This window comes from Bradyrhizobium sp., from assembly GCF_027307225.1.
Taxonomy (GTDB): domain Bacteria; phylum Pseudomonadota; class Alphaproteobacteria; order Rhizobiales; family Xanthobacteraceae; genus Bradyrhizobium.
Genome location: NZ_DAHUXJ010000128.1, coordinates 1 through 23,225, shown reverse-complemented (window position 1 = coordinate 23,225; position 23,225 = coordinate 1). Strand labels below are relative to the sequence as shown.

General features: G+C 62.7%; 22 protein-coding genes. 16 read left to right on the top strand and 6 right to left on the bottom strand.

Translation table 11 applies throughout. The annotated features are described in order from the left end of the window. Positions 1-220 precede the first annotated feature (220 nt). The 12 genes from M6D32_RS21495 (at position 221) to M6D32_RS21440 (ending at position 12,700) form a co-directional block, all read left to right on the top strand. Positions 221-2,518: a bifunctional (p)ppGpp synthetase/guanosine-3',5'-bis(diphosphate) 3'-pyrophosphohydrolase gene (locus M6D32_RS21495; RefSeq protein ID WP_298260007.1), complete on the top strand. Its 2,298-nt coding sequence runs from the start codon at positions 221-223 to the stop codon at positions 2,516-2,518. A gap of 134 nt (positions 2,519-2,652) precedes the next feature. Beyond that, positions 2,653-3,420 (top strand): pyridoxine 5'-phosphate synthase, encoded by a 768-nt coding sequence (locus M6D32_RS21490; protein ID WP_298260005.1) that lies wholly within the window; start codon positions 2,653-2,655, stop codon positions 3,418-3,420. Positions 3,421-3,423: 3 nt separating this feature from the next. After that, the gene (acpS, locus tag M6D32_RS21485; protein WP_298260003.1) at positions 3,424-3,843 is read left to right on the top strand and encodes a holo-ACP synthase; all 420 of its coding nucleotides are present in this window, start codon (positions 3,424-3,426) and stop codon (positions 3,841-3,843) included. A 280-nt stretch (positions 3,844-4,123) separates the two neighbouring features. Further along, positions 4,124-4,870, top strand: a complete 747-nt coding sequence (gene lepB, locus M6D32_RS21480) for a signal peptidase I (RefSeq protein WP_298260001.1) — start codon at positions 4,124-4,126, stop codon at positions 4,868-4,870. Further along, entirely contained in the window at positions 4,867-5,703 is an 837-nt protein-coding gene (rnc, locus tag M6D32_RS21475; protein ID WP_298259999.1) for a ribonuclease III, read from the top strand. Before lepB ends, rnc begins: the two co-directional genes overlap by 4 nt. Next, a complete protein-coding gene (era, locus tag M6D32_RS21470; protein WP_298259997.1) occupies positions 5,696-6,625 on the top strand; it encodes a GTPase Era in 930 nt (309 codons plus the stop codon). The genes rnc and era overlap by 8 nt, the downstream gene beginning before the upstream one ends. Before the next feature lie 45 nt (positions 6,626-6,670). Continuing rightward, complete coding sequence (locus M6D32_RS21465) at positions 6,671-7,039, top strand: hypothetical protein (RefSeq protein WP_298259995.1); 369 nt, start codon at positions 6,671-6,673, stop codon at positions 7,037-7,039. Positions 7,040-7,198: 159 nt separating this feature from the next. Continuing rightward, entirely contained in the window at positions 7,199-7,948 is a 750-nt protein-coding gene (gene recO, locus M6D32_RS21460; RefSeq protein WP_298259993.1) for a DNA repair protein RecO, read from the top strand. A gap of 20 nt (positions 7,949-7,968) precedes the next feature. Continuing rightward, positions 7,969-8,331, top strand: a complete 363-nt coding sequence (locus M6D32_RS21455; RefSeq protein ID WP_298259991.1) for a barstar family protein — start codon at positions 7,969-7,971, stop codon at positions 8,329-8,331. A 260-nt stretch (positions 8,332-8,591) separates the two neighbouring features. Next, positions 8,592-10,844, top strand: coding sequence for a DNA topoisomerase IV subunit A (parC, locus tag M6D32_RS21450; RefSeq protein ID WP_298259989.1), 2,253 nt, complete (start codon positions 8,592-8,594; stop codon positions 10,842-10,844). 178 nt (positions 10,845-11,022) lie between these two features. Then, positions 11,023-11,802 (top strand): N-acyl homoserine lactonase family protein, encoded by a 780-nt coding sequence (locus tag M6D32_RS21445; RefSeq protein WP_298260096.1) that lies wholly within the window; start codon positions 11,023-11,025, stop codon positions 11,800-11,802. Next, positions 11,795-12,700 (top strand): alpha/beta hydrolase, encoded by a 906-nt coding sequence (locus tag M6D32_RS21440; protein WP_298259987.1) that lies wholly within the window; start codon positions 11,795-11,797, stop codon positions 12,698-12,700. Before M6D32_RS21445 ends, M6D32_RS21440 begins: the two co-directional genes overlap by 8 nt. Before the next feature lie 3 nt (positions 12,701-12,703). Here the strand turns inward: M6D32_RS21440 and M6D32_RS21435 are convergent, their stop codons facing one another. The 4 genes from M6D32_RS21435 to M6D32_RS21420 all read right to left on the bottom strand — a co-directional run bounded on the left by M6D32_RS21435 (position 12,704) and on the right by M6D32_RS21420 (position 16,228). Then, entirely contained in the window at positions 12,704-13,882 is a 1,179-nt protein-coding gene (locus M6D32_RS21435) for an MFS transporter (protein WP_298259985.1), read from the bottom strand. 26 nt (positions 13,883-13,908) lie between these two features. Then, entirely contained in the window at positions 13,909-15,267 is a 1,359-nt protein-coding gene (locus M6D32_RS21430) for an NAD(P)-binding domain-containing protein (RefSeq protein ID WP_298259982.1), read from the bottom strand. A gap of 49 nt (positions 15,268-15,316) precedes the next feature. Continuing rightward, complete coding sequence (locus M6D32_RS21425) at positions 15,317-15,631, bottom strand: metalloregulator ArsR/SmtB family transcription factor (RefSeq protein WP_298259980.1); 315 nt, start codon at positions 15,629-15,631, stop codon at positions 15,317-15,319. A 75-nt stretch (positions 15,632-15,706) separates the two neighbouring features. Next, positions 15,707-16,228: a hypothetical protein gene (locus M6D32_RS21420; RefSeq protein ID WP_298259978.1), complete on the bottom strand. Its 522-nt coding sequence runs from the start codon at positions 16,226-16,228 to the stop codon at positions 15,707-15,709. Positions 16,229-16,350: 122 nt separating this feature from the next. Here M6D32_RS21420 and M6D32_RS21415 point away from each other — a divergent pair, with 122 nt between their 5' ends. Genes M6D32_RS21415 through M6D32_RS21400 form a run of 4 tightly spaced genes read left to right on the top strand, consistent with a single transcriptional unit; the run spans position 16,351 to position 19,111 of the window. Next, the gene (locus M6D32_RS21415) at positions 16,351-16,719 is read left to right on the top strand and encodes a metalloregulator ArsR/SmtB family transcription factor (RefSeq protein ID WP_298259977.1); all 369 of its coding nucleotides are present in this window, start codon (positions 16,351-16,353) and stop codon (positions 16,717-16,719) included. Beyond that, positions 16,706-17,401, top strand: coding sequence for an MIP/aquaporin family protein (locus M6D32_RS21410; protein WP_298259976.1), 696 nt, complete (start codon positions 16,706-16,708; stop codon positions 17,399-17,401). The genes M6D32_RS21415 and M6D32_RS21410 overlap by 14 nt, the downstream gene beginning before the upstream one ends. Next, positions 17,398-17,799, top strand: coding sequence for an arsenate reductase (glutaredoxin) (gene arsC / locus M6D32_RS21405; protein WP_298259975.1), 402 nt, complete (start codon positions 17,398-17,400; stop codon positions 17,797-17,799). Before M6D32_RS21410 ends, arsC begins: the two co-directional genes overlap by 4 nt. 58 nt (positions 17,800-17,857) lie before the next feature. Next, entirely contained in the window at positions 17,858-19,111 is a 1,254-nt protein-coding gene (locus M6D32_RS21400) for an adenylate/guanylate cyclase domain-containing protein (protein ID WP_298260094.1), read from the top strand. Between the two features lie 15 nt (positions 19,112-19,126). Here M6D32_RS21400 and M6D32_RS21395 read toward each other — a convergent pair whose 3' ends face one another. Continuing rightward, a complete protein-coding gene (locus M6D32_RS21395; protein WP_298259974.1) occupies positions 19,127-21,463 on the bottom strand; it encodes a mechanosensitive ion channel domain-containing protein in 2,337 nt (778 codons plus the stop codon). 283 nt (positions 21,464-21,746) lie between these two features. Then, a complete protein-coding gene (locus M6D32_RS21390) occupies positions 21,747-22,985 on the bottom strand; it encodes an MFS transporter (protein ID WP_298259972.1) in 1,239 nt (412 codons plus the stop codon). Positions 22,986-23,225: the final 240 nt, after the last annotated feature.

Below are 23,225 nucleotides of genomic sequence, written 5' to 3'. Positions count from 1 at the left end.
GGTTACCACCCCTAAACTGAGCTCGTCGAAACCGTCGGAAGCTGTCTGGAATTTGAGCTGACGACAGCTCGTTTCGCGTTAGACTGCTGGCGTGTTCCCTGCGGCCGCGCGCACCCCGCTGGCAGGGAGGGTGACGCAGGGCTTGGGAACCCACTACATTATTTCGATCATTTGGGACGCGGACCTCGGGCGAGGGTTCGCTGGTAGAGGTGTTGACCCGATGGCGTATCGGCGCCAGAGCCCGGAGCAGATGCAGGCCGGGAGTTCGATCTCGGCGGCGCCGGCTTCGGCTGCGCCCGCCGCCGGGGCGAGGCTGGCCAAGTCCCGCGCGCGCATGATGCGGCAATACGATCTGGTTGAACGCGTCCGCTCCTACAATCCCGACACCAACGAAGATCTCCTGAACCGCGCCTACGTCTACGCGATGAAGGCGCATGGTTCGCAGACGCGCGCCTCCGGCGATCCCTATTTCTCGCATCCGCTTGAGGTCGCGGCGATCCTGACCGACCTCAAGCTCGACGATGCCACGATCGTGGCCGCGCTTCTGCACGACACCATCGAGGATACGGAAGCCACTCGCGCCGAAATCGATGCGGTATTCGGGCAGGAGATCGGCGCGCTGGTGGAGGGCCTGACCAAGCTGAAACGGCTTGAGCTGGTGTCACGCGAGGCCAAGCAGGCGGAAAACCTGCGCAAGCTTCTGCTCGCGATCTCCGACGATGTGCGCGTACTGCTGATCAAACTCGCCGACCGCCTGCACAATATGCGCACGCTCGAATTCGTGCCTCCAGCCTCGCGCCAGCGCATCGCCGAAGAGACGCTCGACATCTATGCGCCGCTGGCCGGCCGCATGGGCATGCAGGAGATGCGCGAGGAGCTCGAGGACCTCTCGTTCAAGACGCTCGATCCGGAAGCCTATTCGGTGGTGCGGCAGCGGCTCGACTCGGTGGCGGAACGCAACCGCAATCTGATCGGCGAGATCGAAAGCCAGCTCTCCAAGGACCTCCAGAAAAACGGCCTGAGGGCACGCGTCTACGGCCGCCGCAAACAACCGTTCTCGATCTGGACCAAGATGCAGCGCAAGTCGGTGGGATTCGAGCAACTGTCCGACATTTTCGCCTTCCGCGTCGTGCTGGGGGACGTCGAGTGCTGCTACCGCGCGCTTGGCGTCGTGCACACCACCTGGCCCGTGGTGCCGGGCCGCTTCAAGGATTACATCTCGACGCCGAAGCAGAACGACTACCGCTCGCTCCACACCACGGTGATCGGTCCGGGCAAGCAGCGCGTCGAACTGCAAATCCGCACCGAGGACATGGACGAGATCGCCGAACTCGGCATTGCCGCGCACGCCTTCTACAAGGACGGCGCGGGATCGCCGACCGAGCGGCTGAAACGCGAATCCTCGGCTTTCGCCTGGTTGCGCCACACCATCGCGATTCTATCCGAGAGCGCCAATCCGGAAGAGTTTCTCGAACATACCAAGCTCGAGCTGTTCCACGACCAGGTGTTCTGCTTCACGCCCAAGGGCAAGCTGATCGCGCTGCCGCGCCAGGCCAATGTGATCGATTTCGCCTATGCCGTGCACACCGATGTCGGCAACAGCGCGGTCGGTTGCAAGATCAACGGGCAGTTCGCGCCGCTGTCGTCGGAATTGCAGAACGGCGACGAGGTCGAGGTCCTGACCTCGGATGCCCAGTCGTCGCCGCCGTCGGCTTGGGAATCGCTCGCCGTGACCGGCAAGGCGCGGGCGGCGATTCGCCGGGCGACGCGCACTGCTGTGCGCGACCAATATGCCGGCCTTGGCCGCCGTCTGGTCGAGCGGCTGTTTGCCCGCGCCAAGATCGAATATGCCGACGACAAGCTGAAGGGCGCGCTGCCGCGGCTGGCGCGCGCCTCGATTGACGATGTGATGGCCGCGGTCGGCCGCGGCGAGATGAAAGCCTCCAACGTCGCGCGCGCGATGTATCCGGACTACAAGGAAGAGCGGGTCGCACGCTACGGCGGCAAGAAGGGGGTTGCCGAGAACCTGAAGCTGAAATCGCCCAGCGGGACAGGACGGAACCTTTCGGCCATTCCGATCCGCGGCATCAATTCGGACCTGCCGGTCAAGTTCGCGCCAAATGGCGGCGCCGTGCCGGGCGACCGTATCGTCGGGATCATCTCGCCGGCAGAGGGGATCACGATCTATCCGATCCAGTCGCCGGCCCTGAAGGATTTTGAGGAGCAGCCCGAGCGCTGGCTTGACGTGCGCTGGGATGTCGATGACAGCACGCCGCAGCGCTTTCCGGCGCGGATCCTGGTGGACAACGTCAACGAGCCCGGAAGCCTCGCCCAGATCGCGACCGTGATAGCCGAGCACGACGGCAATATCGACAATATCCACATGGCCCGCCGCTCGCCGGATTTCACCGAGCTCACCATCGATCTTGAGGTCTATGACCTCAAGCATCTCAGCGCTATTATCGCCCAGTTGCGTGCCAAGGCCGTGGTCGCACGGGTCGAGCGCGTCAACGGGTGAAACCTTCAACCCTCATCCTGAGGAGCGGCGTTGCGCCGCGTCTCGAAGGATGAGGCCTGACTGGGGCCTCATGGTTCGAGACGGCGCACGCGCCTCCTCACCATGAGGATCGCCAGCCTCATTGAGAGTTAGAGATGTCTACGGCTTTGCCGCTACGCCTCGGAGTAAACGTCGACCATATCGCGACCCTTCGCAATGCGCGGGGAGGGACGCGGCCCGATCCGGTGCGCGCGGCGCTGCTTGCGATCGAGGCCGGCGCTGACGGCATCACGGCGCATTTGCGTGAGGATCGCCGCCACATCCGCGATGCAGACATGGCGCGGCTGAAGGCGGAAATCTCAAAACCGCTGAATTTCGAGATGGCGGCGACCGCCGACATGATGACGATCTCGCTGGCGACCAAGCCTCATGCGGTCTGCCTGGTGCCGGAGCGGCGGGAAGAATTGACGACCGAGGGCGGCCTTGACGTCGTCGGTCAGCACAATGCGCTGGCGCCGTTCATCGCGCGGTTGAACGATGCCGGCATTCGGGTGTCGCTGTTCATCGCGGCCGATCCGGCGCAGATCGAAATGGCCGCCAGATTGCGCGCGCCCGTGATCGAAATTCACACCGGCGCCTGGTGCGACGCCGTAGGCGACGGCCTCCTCGGCAAGGCCGAATCGGAATGGCAGCGCATCGTCGCAGGCGCCGCCCTGGCGCGCGCGGCGGGCCTCGAGGTGCACGCCGGCCACGGGCTCGACTACGCCACCGCGGAAAGGATCGCCGCCTTGCCGGAAATCGCCGAACTCAATATTGGCTACTACATGGTCGGCGAGGCCTTGTTCGTTGGCCTTGCGGAAACGGTTCGCACGATGCGGGCTGCGATGGATCGCGGCCGCGGCAAGGCCGCGGGGAATGGATAGGGCATGATCATCGGCATCGGCTCCGACCTGATCGATATCCGCCGGGTCGCCAAGGTCATCGAGCGCCACGGCGATCGCTTTCTGGATCGGATTTTCACCGACGCCGAGCGCGCCAAGGCCGAACGGCGGGCCAAAAACCAGAACATGGTCGTGGCGACCTATGCCAAGCGATTCGCCGCCAAGGAGGCCTGTTCCAAGGCGCTCGGGACCGGCATCCGGCAGGGGGTCTGGTGGCGCGACATGGGGGTGGTCAATCTGCCGGGCGGGCGGCCGACCATGCTTCTGACCGGCGGGGCGCTGGTCCGCCTGCAGGAGCTCACACCGGTGGGCTTTGACGCCCGGATAGACCTCAGCATTACCGACGATTGGCCCTTGGCGCAGGCCTTCGTCATCATTTCGGCTGATGATGCGCGGAAGGCCTAGGCTTTGGCTCCGCGGCTGGCTTCAAAACTAAAATGATATATATTTCAATGGCTTGTAAAATTTTGATAGCGCCATTGATTGCGCCCCCCAAAACAACCGTCTACAAACGGCGCTAACATATTCGCTACCCGAGCGGATTCGGACCGGGGTGCCGTAAGCTCGCTCGCCACATCAGAAACATTCCTCCACGCGAAGCGAATGGCTGGTCGCGCATGGGGATCGTTTTTCTGCCGCGCTTCCGGTGCGGCGGGCACCAGGAAGCAGGAAGTTTAGGGAATCGATGAGCGTGACATCCTCTACAAAATCCGAAGGCGGCGTCGGTGAGACCATTCGCGTCGTCGTTCATGCCCTCCTGATCGCGCTCGTCATCCGAACTTTCCTGTTCCAGCCTTTCAACATTCCGTCGGGATCGATGAAGGCGACGCTCCTGGTCGGCGATTATCTGTTCGTTTCGAAATACTCCTATGGCTACAGCCGCTATTCGTTTCCGTTTTCGCCGCCGCTGTTTTCGGGCCGCATCTTCGGCTCCTATCCCACGCGCGGCGACGTCGTCGTGTTCCGCCCGCCCAATGACACCTCGACCGATTTCATCAAGCGCGTGATCGGCCTGCCAGGCGACCGTATCCAGATGAAAGAGGGGCTGCTCTACATCAACGGCACCCCGATCAAGCGCCAGCGCCTCAGCGATTTTGTCGGCGATGACCCATGCGGCCGATCCGAGCCGGTGAAGCGCTGGAAGGAGACGCTGCCTAACGGCGTCAGTTACGAATCTCTCGATTGCGTCGATAGTCCGGGCTTTCCCGACAACACCAATGTCTACGAGGTGCCGCCGGGAGATTTCTTCATGATGGGTGACAACCGCGATAATTCCAGCGATAGCCGCGTCTTCGGGTACGTGCCGTTCGAGAATCTGGTCGGTCGGGCCCAGATGCTGTTTTTCTCGATTCACGAGGGTGACAGCGCCTGGATGTTCTGGCGCTGGCCGTGGACGGTTCGCTGGAATCGCATATTCAAACTGGTGCGATGAGCGACGACGCCTCCGACATCATCAATCCATTGGCATCCGGCGAAGCGGGCTCGCAGATTGAAGCCGCCGGACGCGAGGCTGCGGCAAAAAAGAAGAAGCGGCCGAAGGCAAAATCCGGCTCCAAGGCCTTGGGTTCGAAGGCGGCCACCGCCGCCGTCGAGACGCGGATCGGACACAAGTTCGCGGACGCAACGTTGCTGGCGACTGCGCTCACTCACGTCTCCGCGCTAAAGCCTTCGCGCAAGCGGGGCGATAGCTATCAGCGGCTGGAATTCCTCGGCGATCACGTGCTCGGGCTTATTGTCTCGGACATGCTCTATCGCGCGTTTCCGAACGCCGACGAGGGCGAGCTGTCGAAGCGGCTCGCCGATCTCGTGCGCAAGGAGAGCTGCGCCGACGTCGCGAAATCCCTGGGCCTCGTCGACGACATCAAACTGGGCGCGGTCGGGGCAACCGCGGGCGTACGGCTGCGCAAATCCGTGCTGGGCGATATCTGCGAGGCGGTGATTGGCGCGGTGTTTCTTGACGGCGGCTATCAGGCCGCGGCCGAATTCGTCGAGCGCAACTGGACGGAGCGGATGCACAAGTTGCGGCGACCGCTGCGCGATCCCAAGACCACGTTGCAGGAATGGGCGCAGGGCAAGGGACTGCCGACGCCGGTCTATCGCGAAATCGAGCGCACCGGACCGCATCATGATCCGCAGTTCCGGATTGCGGTCGAATTGCCCGGACTTGCCGCCGCAGAAGGCGTCGGCGGCAGCAAGCGCGTTGCCGAGAAAGCTGCGGCTTCCGCCATGATCGCGCGCGAGGGCGTTGGCGGCAGCAATGACTGAACCGTCGCCGGGCGGCGCCACGCCCTCCGCCACGCGTTGCGGCTTTGTTGCGCTGATTGGCGCGCCGAACGTCGGCAAGTCGACGCTGGTCAATGCGCTGGTCGGCTCCAAGGTCACGATCGTCTCGCGCAAGGTGCAGACCACCCGAGCTCTGATCCGCGGCATCGTGGTCGAGAAAAATGCGCAGATTATTCTGGTCGACACCCCCGGCATCTTTGCGCCGAAACGGCGGCTCGATCGGGCCATGGTGTCAACCGCCTGGAGCGGAGCGCATGACGCCGATCTCGTCTGCGTACTGCTCGACGCCCGCGAGGGCCTGGACGAGGAGGCCGACGCGATCTTCACCCGCCTGGCGGATGTCGCCCACCCGAAATTGCTCGTGATCAACAAGATCGACCTGTTGCTGCGCGAAAAGCTGCTCGCGCTCGCCAAGACCGCCAACGATCGTCTCGCTTTCGCGCAGACCTTCATGATTTCCGCGCTCTCGGGCGACGGCGTCGACGATTTGCGCCGCACGCTGGCTGCGATGGTGCCGCCGGGGCCATTTCACTATCCTGAAGACCAGATGTCGGATGCACCGATCCGGCAACTGGCCGCGGAAATCACGCGCGAGAAAATTTTCCAGAAACTGCACCAGGAACTGCCGTATCGCTCGACCGTCGAGACCGACAGCTGGACCGAACGCAAGGACGGATCCGTTCGCATCGAGCAAACCATCTTCGTCGAACGCGAAAGCCAGCGAAAGATCGTGCTCGGCAAGGCGGGCGCCACCATCAAGTCGATCGGGGCGGACGCGCGCAAGGAGATCGCCGCCATCATCGAGCAGCCGGTTCATCTGTTTCTGTTCGTGAAAGTGCGCGAGAACTGGGGTGAAGATCCCGACCGCTACCGTGAGATGGGGCTTGAGTTCCCGACCGAATGATTGCGGGATGGTCTGTGAAGAATTGAGGGATCGTTGGCGGCGTCGATGAAAGTTCCGAACAACGTAGTCTGGTTCGAAGTGTTGCTGTACCTGTCGCTGACGCTCGATGCGCTGTCGGTTGCATTGCAGGATCGGTCCAGCATTGAGGGCGATCTTCTCGCGCCGATGATCCTGGAAGCCGGGCTGATCCTGCTGCTGGTCTATTTCGTTCACCTCGCGGCACGGAAGCGCAAGAACTGGCCGCGTTGGGTGCTGACGGCGCTGCTGGTGCTGTCGGTCTTTTCCCTACTGCCGATGCTGGCCGAAAACGGCCTTCAGATCGATAGCGCAATCGAGATCGTATCCTGCATCCTGACCGCGGTTGGCCTCTATTGTTCCTATACCGGCGACGCCCGCGGCTGGTTCAATGCGTAGCGGCAGATACGTCATTCCGGGGCGCGAGCGAAACGAGCGAGCTCCGATGTGCAATTGCACATCGGAGAATCTCGAGATTCCAGGTCTGGTGCTGACGCACCATCCCGGAATGACGTAACTCCGGCTGCGCGCTCGACCGGAATCCGGTAAGACTACTCCATGGAATGGACTGACGAAGGCGTCGTGCTGGGGGTCAGGCGGCATGGCGAGTCCTCCGCCATTGTTGAACTGCTGACGCGCGGCCATGGCCGGCATCTGGGCCTCGTACGCGGCGGCGCAGGAAAACGGATGCGGCCGTTGCTGCAACCCGGCAACAGCGTCACGGCAGTGTGGCGGGCGCGGCTGGATGAACACCTTGGATATTATCTGATCGAAGGCACGCGGCTGCGTGCGGCCAACCTGTTTGCCTCGTCGCATGCGGTCTATGGCGTCACCCATCTGGCCTCTGTGGTCCGATTGTTGCCGGAGCGGGACCCGCACGAGGACATCTACGAGATGGTTGTCCATATGCTGGACGATTTTGACGATGCGAGTGGAGCGGCGGCGCATCTGATCCGGTTTGAACTCGCCATGCTCGCCGAACTCGGCTTTGGCCTTGACCTTGAGACCTGCGCGGCGACGGGCGCCACGGCTGATCTCGTCTATGTCTCGCCGAAATCCGGTGGCGCGGTTTCGCGCAGCGCCGGCGCGCCGTTCCAGGACCGTCTGCTGCGGTTACCTGCGTTCTTGCGCCAAAGCGAGGAGGCTGCGAACGATTGGACCGAGCAGGATCTGCGCGACGGCTTTGCCTTGACGGGGCTGTTTTTGTTGCGCCATGTGCTGGAGCCGCGCGGCCAAGGCCATTCCGACGCCCGCGACGGCTTTATCAACGCCGTGACTCGGCCCAGGGCCAAGGCTGCGGTTTCGTAGCGCCGCTAGGAGGTTTTTGTTTGCAAACGACTGTCATCGCGATTCCAGTCGACCAGATCACTGGATGGGACAGTTTCCATTCGGTCTTTCAGGCTGCACTCGGGTTTCCTGACTTCTATGGCCGTAACATGGATGCGTGGATCGATTGCATGACGTCCATCGACACCCCGTCGCACGGCATGACCAGCGTTTATGCTCCAGCGGGAGGACTAGTTGCCCTCCGCATTGACAGCGCGCCGGAGTTCCAGCGGCGCTGTCCTGAGCAGTATCAGGCCTTGTTGGAGTGTGCTGCTTTCGTGAACTTTCGGCGCGAGGAGGTCGGCGAGAAGCCGGTCCTGACGCTTATGCTTAGTGGCCAGTTTTCTGTGGTCTCGTTTACTTGACATTGCAAAGGCCCTTGGCCTCACGCGCTGGAACCCGCGGACGCGAATCAGTTCGACGATTTAACCTCGCTTTTTTGACCTGTCGTCCCGGCGAACGCAGGGACCCATACTCTGAGCCCTCTCGATCCAAGCCGCGGCGGCAGCTATTTTTGTCATAAACTCCTGTGGTTATGGGTCTCTGCGTTCGCAGGGACGACGCCGCAAAATATTGCCTCCATTCGTTTCTTGCCCGATCGATTGCCAGAGTCTAATTCGTCCCCATGGGAAAACGAACACCTCCGCCCGAGCCGGCCGAAATTCACGAGGTCATGCTGCGCGATGCGCTGGAAGAGCGCTATCTCGCCTATGCCCTCTCGACCATCACAGGCCGCGCCTTGCCGGACGCGCGCGACGGCTTGAAGCCGGTGCATCGGCGCATCCTCTATGGCATGCGGCTGCTTAATCTTAATCCGACCGCTGTTCCCAAGAAGTCGGCGAAGATCGTTGGCGACGTCATGGGTTCGTTCCATCCGCATGGCGACCAGGCCATCTACGACGCCATGGTGCGGCTCGCGCAGAATTTCTCCTCGCGCTATCCGCTGGTCGACGGTCAGGGCAATTTCGGCAATATCGACGGCGACAATCCCGCTGCCTATCGTTACACCGAAGCGCGCATGACCGACGTCGCGCGCCTTCTTCTCGAAGGTATCGACGAGGATGGGGTCGAATTCAAACCGACCTACGACAGCACCGCCAAAGAACCGATGGTTCTTCCCGGCGGATTCCCGAATTTGCTCGCCAATGGCGCGCAGGGCATTGCGGTCGGCATGGCGACCTCGATCCCGCCGCACAACGCAGCCGAGCTTTGCGACGCCGCGCTGCATCTGATCGAGAAACCCGACGCGAAATCGAAGTCGCTATTGAAATGGGTCAAGGGCCCGGACTTCCCGACCGGCGGCATTGTTGTCGATTCCAAGGAAGCCATCACGGAGGCCTACGTCACCGGCCGCGGCTCCTTCCGCGTCCGCGCCAAGTGGCAACAGGAAGAGGGCGCGCGCGGCACCTGGGTGATCGTGATCACCGAGATTCCGTACCTTGTGCAGAAGTCGCGGCTGGTCGAGAAGATCGCCGAACTTCTCAACGAAAAGAAGCTGCCGCTGGTCGGCGATGTTCGCGATGAATCGGCCGAAGACGTCCGTCTGGTGATCGAGCCGAAGTCGCGCGCGGTCGATCCCGAGCTGATGATGGAATCTCTGTTCCGTCTCACCGAGCTCGAAAGCCGGATTCCGCTGAACCTCAACGTGCTGATGAAAGGCCGCATTCCCAAGGTCGTCGGCCTTGCCGAGTGCCTGAGGGAATGGCTCGACCATCTGCGCGAGGTGCTGATCCGCCGTACCAATTACCGCAAAGAGCAGATCGAGCATCGCCTGGAAGTGCTCGGCGGCTTCCTGATCGCCTATCTCAATATCGACAAGGTGATCAAGATCATCCGGACCGAGGACGAGCCGAAGCCGGCCTTGATCAAGGCGTTCAAGCTGACGGAAATCCAGGCCGAGGCCATTCTCAACATGCGCCTGCGCAACTTGCGCAAGCTGGAGGAGATGGAGATCCGCGGCGAAGACAAGGAACTTCGTGCCGAATTGAAAGGCGTCAAGGGGATCCTCGCCTCGGAAGCCGAGCAGTGGAAGAAGGTCGGCGAACAGGTTGGCAAGGTCCGCGACATGTTCGGACCGAAGACGCCGCTCGGCAAACGCCGCACGCAATTCGCCGACGCGCCCGAGCATGATCTCGCCGCGATAGAGGAAGCCTTTGTCGAGCGCGAGCCGGCGACGGTCGTGATTTCCGAGAAGGGCTGGGTGCGCACGCTCAAGGGCCACGTCGCCGATCTCTCGAGCCTGGCCTTCAAGACCGACGACAAGCTCGACCAGGCCTTCTTCGCCGAGACCACCTCGAAGCTGCTGCTGTTCGCCACCAACGGCAAGTTCTATTCGCTCGATGTCGCAAAACTGCCTGGCGGCCGCGGCCATGGCGAGCCGATCCGCATGTTCATCGATCTCGATCAGGATGCCGCGGTTGTCTCGACCTTCGTCAACAAGGGCGGCCGCAAGTTCCTGATCGCAAGCGGGGAAGGACAGGGCTTCGTCGTCAACGAGGACGATTGCGTCTCGACCACCCGCAAGGGCAAGCAGATCCTCAATGTCGAGATGCCGAACGAAGCGCGCGCGATGACGGTTGTGGCGGGCGACCGGGTCGCGGTGATCGGCACCAACCACAAGATGGTGATATTCCCGATCGATCAGGTGCCGGAGATGGCGCGCGGCCGCGGCGTGCGTTTGCAGAAATACCTCAAGGCCGAACTGTCGGACGTCACGGTGTTCGACGCCAAGACGGGTTTGACCTGGAAAGATTCCGCCGGTCGCGAGCAGAGCCTCACGGCCAAGGAATTGTCCGACTGGAACGGCAACCGCGCCGACGCCGGGCGGCTGGCGCACGGCCTGCCGAAATCCAACAAGTTCGGCAAGCCGGTGGAATAATCCGATATCCCCGGTGTGACGTGATCGACGCCGCTTCGCCATTGTTGACGCGGCGTCCGTCACGGTAAGGTAGTATGCTCGGCCCAAGAGGCTGGCAGGCAGAAACCTGAGACCAGAAAAATCGGGGAGGGGCAGCGTGCAAAAGGCATTCGGCCTGGCGATCTTTAGCCTTGTGGCAATGGGCGTAATCCAGGCCAGCCCGGCAAAAGCCGGCGTCGAGAGGCTTTACATCCTCAATTGCGGTGAAGGCACGGCCGGCGACATCTCTCGATGGTCGCCCGGCGTCAACGTCGGCAAGTCGATGGACTTCGTCGACAATTGCTACCTGATCAAGCACTCACAAGGCTGGTTCCTGTGGGACACCGGCATTCCGGATGCGGTCGCCGACATGCCGAACGGTCTCGCGCCGGCCGATCCGAGGTCGGTCACCTGGCACCGGCCGAAGAAGCTCGCCGCACAGCTCGAGCAATTGGGCGTCAAGCCTTCGGACATCAAGGCGATGGCGATCTCGCACACCCATCCCGACCATATCGGCAATGTCGAGATGTTCCCGAATACGATGCTGTACGTGCAGAAGGCCGAGTATGACTGGCCGGGCGCCAACAATGGGCCGCGCTTCAAGGCGGGGCATCCCGTCACCAAGCTCGAAGGCGACCGTGATGTCTTCGGCGACGGCAGCATCGTCATTCTCTCCACGCCCGGCCACACGCCAGGGCATCAGTCGCTGCTTGTGAAGCTGCCGAAGACCGGTGAGGTCATTCTTTCCGGCGATGCGGTGCACTTCAGGAGCAATTGGGAAAGCCGTGGCGTGCCCTCCAATAACTTCAGCAAGGAAGGGACGCTGGCGTCGATGCAGAAGATCGCCGACCATCTGGCGCAGGACAAGGCGACGCTCTGGATCAATCACGACAAGGTCCAGCGCGATACTCTGAAAATGTCGCCGGAGTTTTATGAGTGAGGCGATTTCATCTCGTCGCAAACAGCGCCGCTGGAAACGCCATTTCGCAGCGGCGCTCGTCGTTGCGTCGATGACGATGGCCACGATTCCCGCGCGGGCCGAACCGGAGCGGGAAATCGCATTCTATGACAATATCCGCATTGAGGTCCTCTCCGAGGGACACGGGCCGCTCATTGTCATGTTGCCGTCGCGCGGCCGCGGTGCGGAGGATTTCGACGGCGTCGCCGATGAATTGGTCAAAGCCGGATTTTTTGTAGTGAGGCCGCAGCCGCGGGGCGCTTCACTTAGCCTTGGGCCGACGCAAAACCTCACGCTTCACGATCTGGCCAACGATGTCGCGGCCGTGATCCGCATCAAGGGCCATGGTGGTCCCGCCATTGTCGTGGGACATGCCTTCGGCAGTTGGGTCGCGCGAACGCTGGCGGTCGATCATCCCGATCTCGTGCGAGGTGTCGTGATGGTTGCCGCCGCAGCAAAGGCTTACCCGGCCGGATTCGCCGGCGCGAAGGAGTTGTCGGAAGCCGTGCGGAAATCAGGCGATTTCGCACTCTCCGACGCCGACCGGTTGAACTATCTGCACCTGGCCTTCTTCGCGCCGAATAACGACGCAAGGACCTGGCTTCAGGGCTGGCATCCGGCGGCAGACGAAATGGAATCGGCCGCCGCTCGTGCCACCAAACAGTCAGAGTATTGGGCGGGCGGCACGGTGCCGTTGCTCGATCTTCAAGGCGCGTTCGATCCGTTCAAGCCACGGGCCATGTCGAACGAAATGCGCGAGGAGTGCGGCGAACGTGCGTCAGTGGTCGTGATACCCAACGCGAGCCATGCGTTGATCGCCGAGCAGCCGCGGGCGGTGGCGGCGGCCATCGTCGACTGGATCGGCAAACTGCCGAAATAGATCTCAACCGCTTGCCGCATCCGTCACAGGTTGGGTTGAATTCGGCCGCAGCAACAACAGTGCCGCCAGCGCCGAAAGGCAGAGCGCGGAAGAGACGATCAGGACCTTGATGCCGATCAGGTCGATCAGCAGACCGAATGCCAATGGCGCTGCTGCCTGCGCCATTCGCGCCGGCGCGCCGATCAGGCCGAGGCGATAGCCGTAATCCTTGGGGCCGAAGATCGCCAGGGGAAGGGTGCCGCGGGCGATCGTCAGGACGCCGTTGCCCATTCCGAAGAAGATCGCAAACGCTCCCGCTGCCGGTCCGCCAGCGACGGCCAGGATAGCTGCGCCGATCGGATGGGTGAGGCAGGCCAGACGCGTCGAGACCAGCGGATGGTAACGCTTGAGCAGCGTCGCTTCGAGAATACGCGCGAAAACCTGTGCCGGACCGAACAGGGCGCCGGCCGCCACGGCTTGCACGGCGGTGGCGCCGCCGGCTTCGAGAATGCGCGGCATATGGGCTGCCATGGCGCCCGTCACCGTCCAACCCGCCGCAAACGTAAACGCCAGCAGGATCATGGTGCGATCGATCGGGACGTGCGGCTTGACCGCGTTGGCGGCAGCGGCCTTGCCGCCCGCAACCTTCGGCAGCATGAAGAAATTGAGCGGCAGACCGATCAGCATATGCGCGAGAGCCCACGCAAAGCAGGTGTCGCGCCAGCCGATATGGTCGAGCCCCAGCGCGGTCAGCGGCCAGCCGACCGTCGAGGCAAAACCCGCCATCAGCGTAATGCCGGTGATCGGGCCGCGCGCCGCATCGCCATAGATCCGCCCGAGCGCCGCGAAGGCCGCATCGTAGAGGCCATAGCCCATACCGATGCCGAGCAGGATCCAGGCTAGGATCAGCACCGGAATCGAATTGCAGAAGCCGAGCAAGACGAGCCCGCCTGCGATAGTGAGATTGGAGGTGCAAAGCACGGGCCGGCCGCCGAACAGATCGATCTGCCGGCCGATCCGGGGGCCAAGTACCGCCGAGATCACCAGCGCTGCCGAGAACGCGGCAAAGATCCAGTTGGCGGACATGCCGAGGTCGTGCCCGATCGGATCGGCGAGGATGGCGGGCAGGTAGTAGCTCGACGCCCACGCCAGTGTCTGCGTCGTGCCGAGCGCCAGAATAATCGGAAGCCGGCGGCCGCTCATACCTTAGTCGCCATATAGTGCTCGCCTCACTTGCATCCGCATCCTGTCTTGCCCCCCTGGCGTGCATTTGCATCAGCCACGCAACAAGCGTCAACATCCGTTAGTGCAGGACCACCACAGCATTTATTCGCATCAGGCGTAGCCGATCGGTTGCAAACCCCGGTTTCGGGGAGTTCAAGTTCGACGCGTTCGGCCGCTTCGTGGTCGCCGGCGATTTCTGCGGCGATCGAGCGAACCTGTTCATACCCCGTGATCATGAGAAAGGTCGGCGCGCGTCCGTAGGATTTAACGCCGGCGAAATAGAATCCCGGCTCAATTTGCGCCAATTCGCGCGCCCCATGCGGCCGCACCGTGCCGCAGCTATGCTCGTTCGGATCGATCAACGGTGCCAGCGCCACCGGGCATTCGACGGTCGGATCGAGCTGAATACGAAGTTCGCGTACAAAATCCAGATTCGGCCGAAAACCGGTTGCCACAACAAGTTCGTCCGCGACCACCTGACGACCGCAACAGGCACCGCCGGTACCGATCGTCAGGTGCGAACCCGCAGCGGTGAGATGCGAAACACGAAATTCAGTTTCCACGCTCACCCGACGGGACGCAACCAAGGTGGCGAAAACCGCGCCAAGTTCACCTCGGGCGACGAGCTTGTCGTTCGCACCGCCGAAAGCCTTTGCCGGATCGCTGCCGCGCAACAACCATATTGGCGTGGTTTCTGGCACTTGAGCTGCAAGGTGCGCCAGCTCGGTGAGGGTTCCGATCGCCGAATGTCCCGCGCCCAGCACAGCAACGGTCTTGCCCGCGTATCGTGCCCGATCCCGCCCCCGCACATCGGGCATCCCGTAAGCGATCTTCCCTGCGGCCTGCGCCTCGCCAATGGCGGGGAGGCCGTTGGCCCCGGCCGGATTTGGAGACTGCCACGTACCGGAAGCGTCGATCACGGCGTCCGCTCGCAACACCTTCGGGCCTTGCCCGTTCCGATAGCGAATTTCGAACGGCGCGGCGTCTCGGCCCTTGGTCTTGAGCTTGTCGAACCCAACGCGGCTGATCCCGGTGACACGGCTCGATGTATGAATGTGGGTCGCGAGAACGGTCTTGGCAGCGAGCGGCTCGAGGTAGCGTTCGAACAATTCCGCGCCGGTTGGATACTGATCGGGCTCGGGCGAGTTCCAGCCGGTCGGCGCCAACAAGCGGGCAGCTGCGCGATCGATGTTGTACTCCCAGGGCGAGAACAGTTGGACGTGACCCCATTGGCGCACCGCGTGTCCCGCGCTTTCGCCGGCTTCCAGCACGATCGGGCGAAGTCCCCGCTCCAGAACATACGCAGCTGCGGCGAGGCCGACTGGGCCGGCTCCGATGATTGCTACCGTCTTGATTTCGGCCATGGCATCTTCCTATAGTTCCAGAAATATCGAAATTATAGTCGCACAAAAGCTATGCTGCCTTGCTATCGTTGTCCTCCACAGCATCGGCACAGCATTCGGCGGCCAGAAAATCCACCAGCCCTCGCATCACCTCGTAGTTCGCGTGACACATCAGCGTGGTGGAATCCCGCACTTGGTTGACGAGGCCAACCACCACCAGCGTCTTGATGTGATGAGACAGCGTTGAGGGAGCGATCTTCAGCTTGTCCTGAAGTCGACCGACGGCAAGTCCGGCATCCCCGGCGCGAACGAGTGCGCGATAAATCTTGAGCCGGGTAGGATTGCCCAGGGCTTCGAGATTTGCGGCGGCGTCATCAAGTTTCATGACCACACCTTGTCACGTCGCGGGCTGGGCTGTCAATTGGTATTTCTAGAAAGATAGAAATATACTCCGATGGCCTTAATAGGTCTGGTCGGGCTGGCGTGTCAGCGGGTGCCACAATAGGGCGCGGACCATGAGTGGAATCCCAATGACCGCCGGCAACAGCCAATACGTCACCGGTGGGAGTTCCTTCCAGAGCGGCAGACTCTTGCCGTTGTCAACATAGAACGCGATCAATAGCAGAACATATGACGTTGCCATGCCGGCGATGTGCAGTCTGATCCAATGACGCCAACGACGCCGTCTCGCTTCGCGTCCAAAGCAAGCCGCGGCGAACGATAACGTGCCCAGGATAAACAAGTGGTAGTCCTGAGCCCAGCGCACGGCGGCCAGGCCAGCCATGGTCAGGAACACCCCGGCCAGGCACCAAAAGTAGATTGTGCCGTTGCTGGGATGGCGACCTGCGCGTTTCTCGCTCAGCATCGCAATCGCGCCAGTGACGACGCAGGCGAGCCCCAGCAGGATGTGAATTCCGACGATGGTCAGAAACACCGGATTGGCGGAGGGGATTTCGATCCCGGCTATGACGGTTGCGCCCATGTCATTTCGGCCCAGCGCGGCGGCCCTCGATGTTCGAGGTTCTCGCCAGTGTTAACAGAAAGATTCGGCGAGGGGTTGCGGGGCAGGTTGACAAGAAATAATATATCGAGATATCTGGATATATGGAATTAAAAAAAGCGGTCGTTGCGCTGGCGGCTCTCGCCCAATCGACGCGGCTCGAGGTGTTTCGCCTGCTCATCAAGCACGAGCCGGAGGGGCTTGCGGCCGGCGAACTCGCGCGGTTGCTGGCGATCCCGCAAAACACGATGTCGTCGCATCTTTCGGTACTGTCCCGTGCAAGGCTTGTGTCGGCGGAGCGTTTCGGCCGGTCGATCGTCTACCGCGTCGATCTTGAATCCTTCCGCGCCGTCATGCTGTTCATGCTGAAAGACTGCTGCAACGGCCGCCCGGAAATCTGCACGCCATTGATCGAAGATCTGGCATCCGGTTGCCCGCCGGCTTCCAAGAAACGCGCACATGCAAAACTTTGACCTGACCCGCCGGCTCGCCGCGGAGGCGCTCGGCACCATGTTTCTGGTCGCGGCCGTCGTCGGTTCCGGCATCATGGCCGAAAGCCTCACCGAGGACGTGGCGCTTGCACTGCTGGCCAATACGCTGGCGACCGGCGCGGTTCTGGTCGTGCTGATCACGATCCTCGGTCCGATTTCGGGCGCGCATTTCAATCCGGCCGTCACCATGATCTTCGCTCTCAAGCGCGAGCTCGCGCCAAGCGAGGCATTGGGTTACGTCCTGGCGCAAATCGCCAGCGGCATCGCCGGGACTTTGGTGGCGCATGCGATGTTCGCATTGCCGCTCTGGGAAGCCTCGCTGAAGGTGCGGACTGGCGGGCCGCAATGGCTGGCGGAAGGCATCGCCGACTTCGGCCTCATTGCGACGATTCTGGCCGGGCTGAAATTCAACCGGCCGGCGATCCCCTGGCTGGTCGGCCTCTATATCATCGCGGCTTATTGGTTTACGTCTTCCACCTCGTTTGCGAATCCGGCCGTTGCCATCGCAAGGTCGCTGACGAACACGTTTTCCGGCATTCGGCCGGTCGATCTTCCCGGCTTCATCGCCGCCGAACTTGCCGGCTCGCTCGCCGCGCTGTGGCTGATGAACTGGCTGCTACGCTCCAAAAGCGAGGCGACTTTCATCAAGGAAGAACACGCATGAGCATCACGATCTATCACAATCCCTCCTGCGGCACCTCGCGCAACACGCTGGCCATGATCCGCGCGAGCGGTGAGGAGCCTGACATCATCGAATATCTGAAGACGCCGCCGGACCGTGCAACGCTGCTCGAACTGGCCAAGGCGATGGGGATTTCAATCCGCGGGCTGCTGCGCGAGAAGGGTACGCCCTATGCAGAACTCGGTCTTGCCGATCCCAAGTGGAGCGATGACGAATTGATCGATTTCATGCTGGCGCATCCGATCCTGATCAACCGGCCGATCGTCGTCACGGCGACGGGCACGCGGCTCTGCCGGCCATCGGAAGCGGTGCTCGATCTGCTCGACAATCCCGTGACGTCGTTCGTCAAGGAAGACGGAGAGAAGGTCACGCGAGGGTAAGCCAGGTTTGAGGGTACAGGTGCTTTCGCGTGTCACGATGGCGGGGCATAATCCGGCCATGGAAATCACCGCCCGCGTCGGATTGATGAACTGGCTGGTCGGCCAGGGCCTCACCGGCCTCTCCGAAAACGACGTGATCCGCGGCTTCTGCGAGCGCTGCGGTGCCGCAGGCCTCGATCTGTCGCGCGCCCTCGTCGCCATCGATACGCTTCATCCGATCTTCGAGGGGCGCGGATTTCGCTGGAACGATTTCGAGACCAACGAGAGCGATCGGTTCGAATATGGACCGGTCGGCGACAATGACGAGAGATGGCGCCACTCGATCTTCTATCACATGCTCGAACACGGGCACGATGAGCTGCGGCTCGACCTGGCCGATCCCGCGGTCCTCAGCTTCTCGCGGGTCCCCGAACTCGTCGAAAAAGGCCACCGGCACATGCTGGGTTTCGTCCATCGCTTCGGCGAGACCGGCGCGCTCGGACAGATGGACTGTTTCTATTCCTACTGGCTGACCCGGCGCGTCGAAGGATTTGCCGAAACGGAATTGGCCGCGTTGCGGGACCTGGTGCCGGTGCTCGGCCTCGTCATCAAGTCGGCGCAGCAGGTCGACATCGTCCGCACCCTGGGTCGCGTCTATCTCGGGCGCGACGCGTCCGAGCGGGTCCTGCACGGGAAAATCTCACGCGGCGTGACCGAGCAGATCAACGCCGTCTTATGGTACTCGGACCTGCGCGGGTCGACGGCCATCGCCGAAAGCATTTCTCCCGACGAAATCATTCCGTTCCTCAACGATTATGCGCAGGCCGCCATCGGCGCGGTCCATGATGCCGGCGGCGACGTGCTCAAGCTTATCGGCGACGGCGTGCTGGCGATGTTCACCGGCGAGAATCCCGCTCACGCCAAACGCGCAGCGCTGCGGGCCGAGCATCGCTTTCGACTCAATATGATCGCGCTCAATGCCAGCCGCGGCGCGGAGGGAAGGGCGGTCACCTCCGCCTACGTCGGCCTGCATGTCGGCGAAGTGTTCTACGGCAATATCGGCCATGACGACCGGCTGGATTTCACCGTGGTGGGACCGGCGGTCAACGAAGTGAGCCGCATCGCCTCGATGTGCCGTTCGGTCGACCGCGAACTCCTGGTGTCGGCGGCCTTTCGCGACGGCCTCGACACCGCCGGGCGGAATTATCTGGTCTCCACCGGCCGCTTTGCGCTGCGCGGCATCGGCCGCGCGCAGGATCTCTATACGCTCGAGCCTGCGATCGCGATCGATGAAGTGCTGGCCGGGCGCTACGAGCGGTATCTGAAAGGATAGATGCCGCCGTCGTGATCAGCCCGCCGCCCGGCGCGGCACTGCGTCCGGTGCGTCGTCGCGTGCGGGCGCTCCGACCTGCACGAGGATGGTCTGCTTTCCGGAGGCGATCTCGATGCCGCATTCCTGAAAGCGGCGCTTCATGCGGCGATTGAACTCGCGCTGGACGGGCCAGCGTCCGCTGTCGCTGCAGCGGATCTGGCCGACGATCGTCGCCGTGGAGCCATCGATCTTGTCGACACCCCACAGTTCAAGATCGCCGCGGATCAACATCCGGTATTCCGGCTCCTTGCGCATGTCCGCGACGATATCCTTCAGAATCTGGCTGACGCGATCGGTGTCCTCCTTGTAGGCGACGCTGACGCTGACAGCGGCATTGCCGGCCCCGCGGCTCGCATTGGTGATCGTCGTCACTGCACTGAAGGGAACGATATGGACCGAACCGTCGCCGGCGCGCAGGCGAATGGTGCGGATCGATACGTTCTCCACATTGCCCGTCAGGCCGGCGACACTGACGTCGTCGCCGACCTGGACGCCGTTTTCCACGAGCAGAAACAGTCCCGTGATCAGGTCCTGCACCAGCTTCTGCGAGCCGAAGCCGATCGCGATGCCGACGATGCCGGCACCGGCGAGCAGCGGAGCGACATTGACGCCGATCTCGCTGAGCACGGTGAGGCCGACCACGGTGACGATCAGGCACAGCAGCGCCGTGCGCAGCATCGGCTGGAACGTGCGAAGCCGTGCGGCGCGCGCGTAATGACCGCCGCGCGAGAGCGCATTGATCTGGCGATCCAGAAGTGCGTTGCTGGTCTCCCAGATCGCGGCGGCCACCAGTGCGGCGATGGCGACGGTGGCCAACGCGGACAGAAGGCGGCTGCCGATCTGGCCGCCATAGAACCAGACGATGGCGTCCACGCCCCATACCTCAAGCACGGCAACGAAGCCGATAAAGGCGATGATGCTCGCGACGATCTTGCGCAGGAGTGGCAGATAGCGGTTGGCGCGGATTTCCAGTCCGGGGAAACGCTGCAGGACCTCGGGGCGGATCGAGAAACCGCGATCGATCAGGCCGAGCGCCACGATTGTGGCGAGGCGCGCGATCACGATCACCGCGGCGGTGCCGACGAAATATTGCAGCAGCAGCGAATAGCCGTTGTGGATATTCAGCGCCCACACGGCCCAGAGCGCAATATCGAGCGTGATCGCGAGATAGTGCCACACGGCTGCAAGCCGGTTGCGCGCCCTCGCCGCGATGCCTTCGCGGCCATGAGGCGCGCGAATGAGGTGGGCCACCTGCGCGCGGCATTGCAGGATGATGACGACGATGAAGAGATGCACGACCAGCATCACCAGACGCAACAGTGCGGCATAGCCGCCGCGGCTCAAGCCGAGCAGCAGCGCCACGTTGGCGAAGGCGATGCCGGAGACCGCGACACTGACGATGCGCCTTGCCCATATTTCGGCATAGGCTGCGGTCTCGGCACGGACGCGCAGCAGGCCGAATGGCCCGGCGAGTGCGCGCACGGCGCAGATCAATCCGCGCGAGAGCGCATAGGCATTCACCACGGCGAGGATCACGAGCCGTGTGGTCCGCATGTCGCCGATCCCGGTGCCGAGCAGCAGGGTGGCGACGCCGACGAAAACGACGACGGGAAGCAATTCAAGCAGAAGACGTCCGAATAAAAAGGGCAATCGGATCATCGACTGCCAGGTCCGAGTCAGGCTAAGGCGGCGGCGCTGTGGCTCCGCCTCGGCCATCACATCGGCCGCGGAGGACGGCGGATCGACCAACATCTGCGCCGGTGCGCGTGCGGCCAGTGGAATGCGCGCTTCCAGAAGCGCTACCGGCCGTTTGACCAAACGGAAGATCAGCCATTCGGCAACGAAGGCGCAGCCAAATACCAGCGCGAGCTTCCAGCCGATGTCGAGCAGCTGATCATAAGCTTCGGGATCGTTGGCGGTGCGAATGAACCACCAGTAGAACGCCCTGAAATGTGTCAGCGAGCGCGCGATGCCGGCAACCTGGTGTGAAATGTCGCCGATCTGGTCGGACACGGTCGCGAGGAGCTGTGCGCCGAGGCTGTCTGCGGTGAGCGGGATCGCGGACGGCTTTTCGGTTGCCGACGGGGCCGCTTGGGCCTGAGGTGAAGCGTTGGCGATCGCCCGCAACGTCTGGATCATCCGCGCGCGTTTCTGGTCGTCCTGAAGGGTTTCGAGCGCCCGCTTGGCCTGCTCAGGTGTCAGCGCGTCCGCCTTGTTCGCCGCGGCTGGCGGTGGGGCGTTGGTCTGGGCGAAGGCGGGGGCTGAGACCAGGACGAAGGCGAGCAGGATCGCGGAAACGAGCTTTTGCGGCACGCAGGCCTCTTTTGGATCGGTTGGGCAGCCCCGGGTGCGGAGTTGCGATGGGTCATGTCAGAACACACCGTTTCTCCGCCACCATGTGTCGGAAGTTTGCCGGTGTGACGGCTTTCTTTTGGAATCTGTAACGTTTTCGAACGAAGTGGGACCGGTTCGCGTGAAGAAAACGCGTCGAAACAAAATCTCGATCCCGATTTTGATTCAATCAAATCCGGAGAGGCTCAAGTCCAGAACAAACCCGACACCGGCCTGAATTTGTCAGGCCGTCAGACCAATCAGCCTAAGCGCACTCTCCGACCATCTCCGGCTGCCGCGTCAGCGCCACCGCCGGCGACATCAGGATGACCAGCGCCTGCACGGCGAAGATCACGGCGGCAAGGTAAAGGCACGCCTGCGCACCGTAGAGTCCGCCGATGATGGCGCCGAGTGCCGAGCCGAGCGGACGCGCGCCATAGCTCAGGATATTGATGGCCGAGACACGCCCGAGCAGGCTCGGCGGGGTCACCGATTGCCGCAACGTCGTGGTGCTGATGACCCAGAGGATCGGGCCGACACCGAGCAGAAAGAAGCTCAAGCCCGCCAGCGGCGCGGCTGGAATGAAGGTGGTGAGCGCCATGATGGCGGAGGCCGCGAATCCCGTGACCGGGCCAAGGCCGATCACGGTGCCGAACGAGATGCGGCGCATCACCCGCGTCGCGAGCAGTGCACCGACCACCATGCCGACGCCATACATCGCAAGCGTAACGCCGACGCCGGTTGCGGACAGTGCCAGATGGTTCACGGCGTAGGGCACGAAGATCGCCAGCATCAGGAACGAGCCGGTGTTGAAAATGAACTGTGTGATGAACACCGGCCGCAACAGCGAATGCTGCATGACGAAGGCCGCGCCTTCCTTGACCTCGTGCAACGGATGCCGCCGGGGCGCCGCCGTGCGCGCGGGCTCGTAGAGGCCGGCCAGCAGGACAACCGCGACTACCGACAGTGCGGCGGCGACGGCGAAAGCGGGTGCGGCGCCAAGCCAACCGACCAGCACGCCGCCGAGCGCGGGGCCGCTGGCGAAAGCGATGGTGCGGGCAAGTTCAATTCTGGCGTTCGCCGCCGGCAAGGCTTGCGCCGATACCAGGGAGGGGACAAGGGCCGGCGCCGCGACGCTGTAGACGACGGTGCCGCATACCGCAACGAACCCGACCACGGCCAGCAGCGGCAGCGTCAGCCAGTGAAACGCGATCAGCAGCAGGATCGTGGCCAGCGCGGCCGCGCGCAGGGCTTCGGCACCCGCCATCAGGCGCCGCCGCGAGATGCGGTCGGCGAGCAAACCTGCGGGGACCGCGACCAGCACGAAGGGCAGCGTTAGCGCCGTCTGCAGCAGGCCGGTAGCGCCTTCGCCGACACCGAGCATGAGCACGGCGACGATCGGGGCGGCGGCAAGCGCGATCTGTTCAGCCGATTGCGCGGCGAGATTCGACCAGGCGAGGCGGTTGAAGGTTGCGGGCAGCGTGGGATTGTTCGGGGCGGACATGACGGGTTCCTCAATTCCAATTCCATTTCTCATGCTGACTGTGTGGGGGTTGTCCCCGGTCCAACCCACCCGTTTCCGGACGAAATAGCTTGAGGGCGGCAGATGCACTTGCAAATCAGTTGCAAAAATGATGAGTTTCCGGCATCTTCTCGCCATGGACGCGCGACCCAACAACTTGCGATCGGATTCCCGGTCGAGATCCGCCTCAGGCCGGATTTCCGGGACAGCCTGGCGTACCGA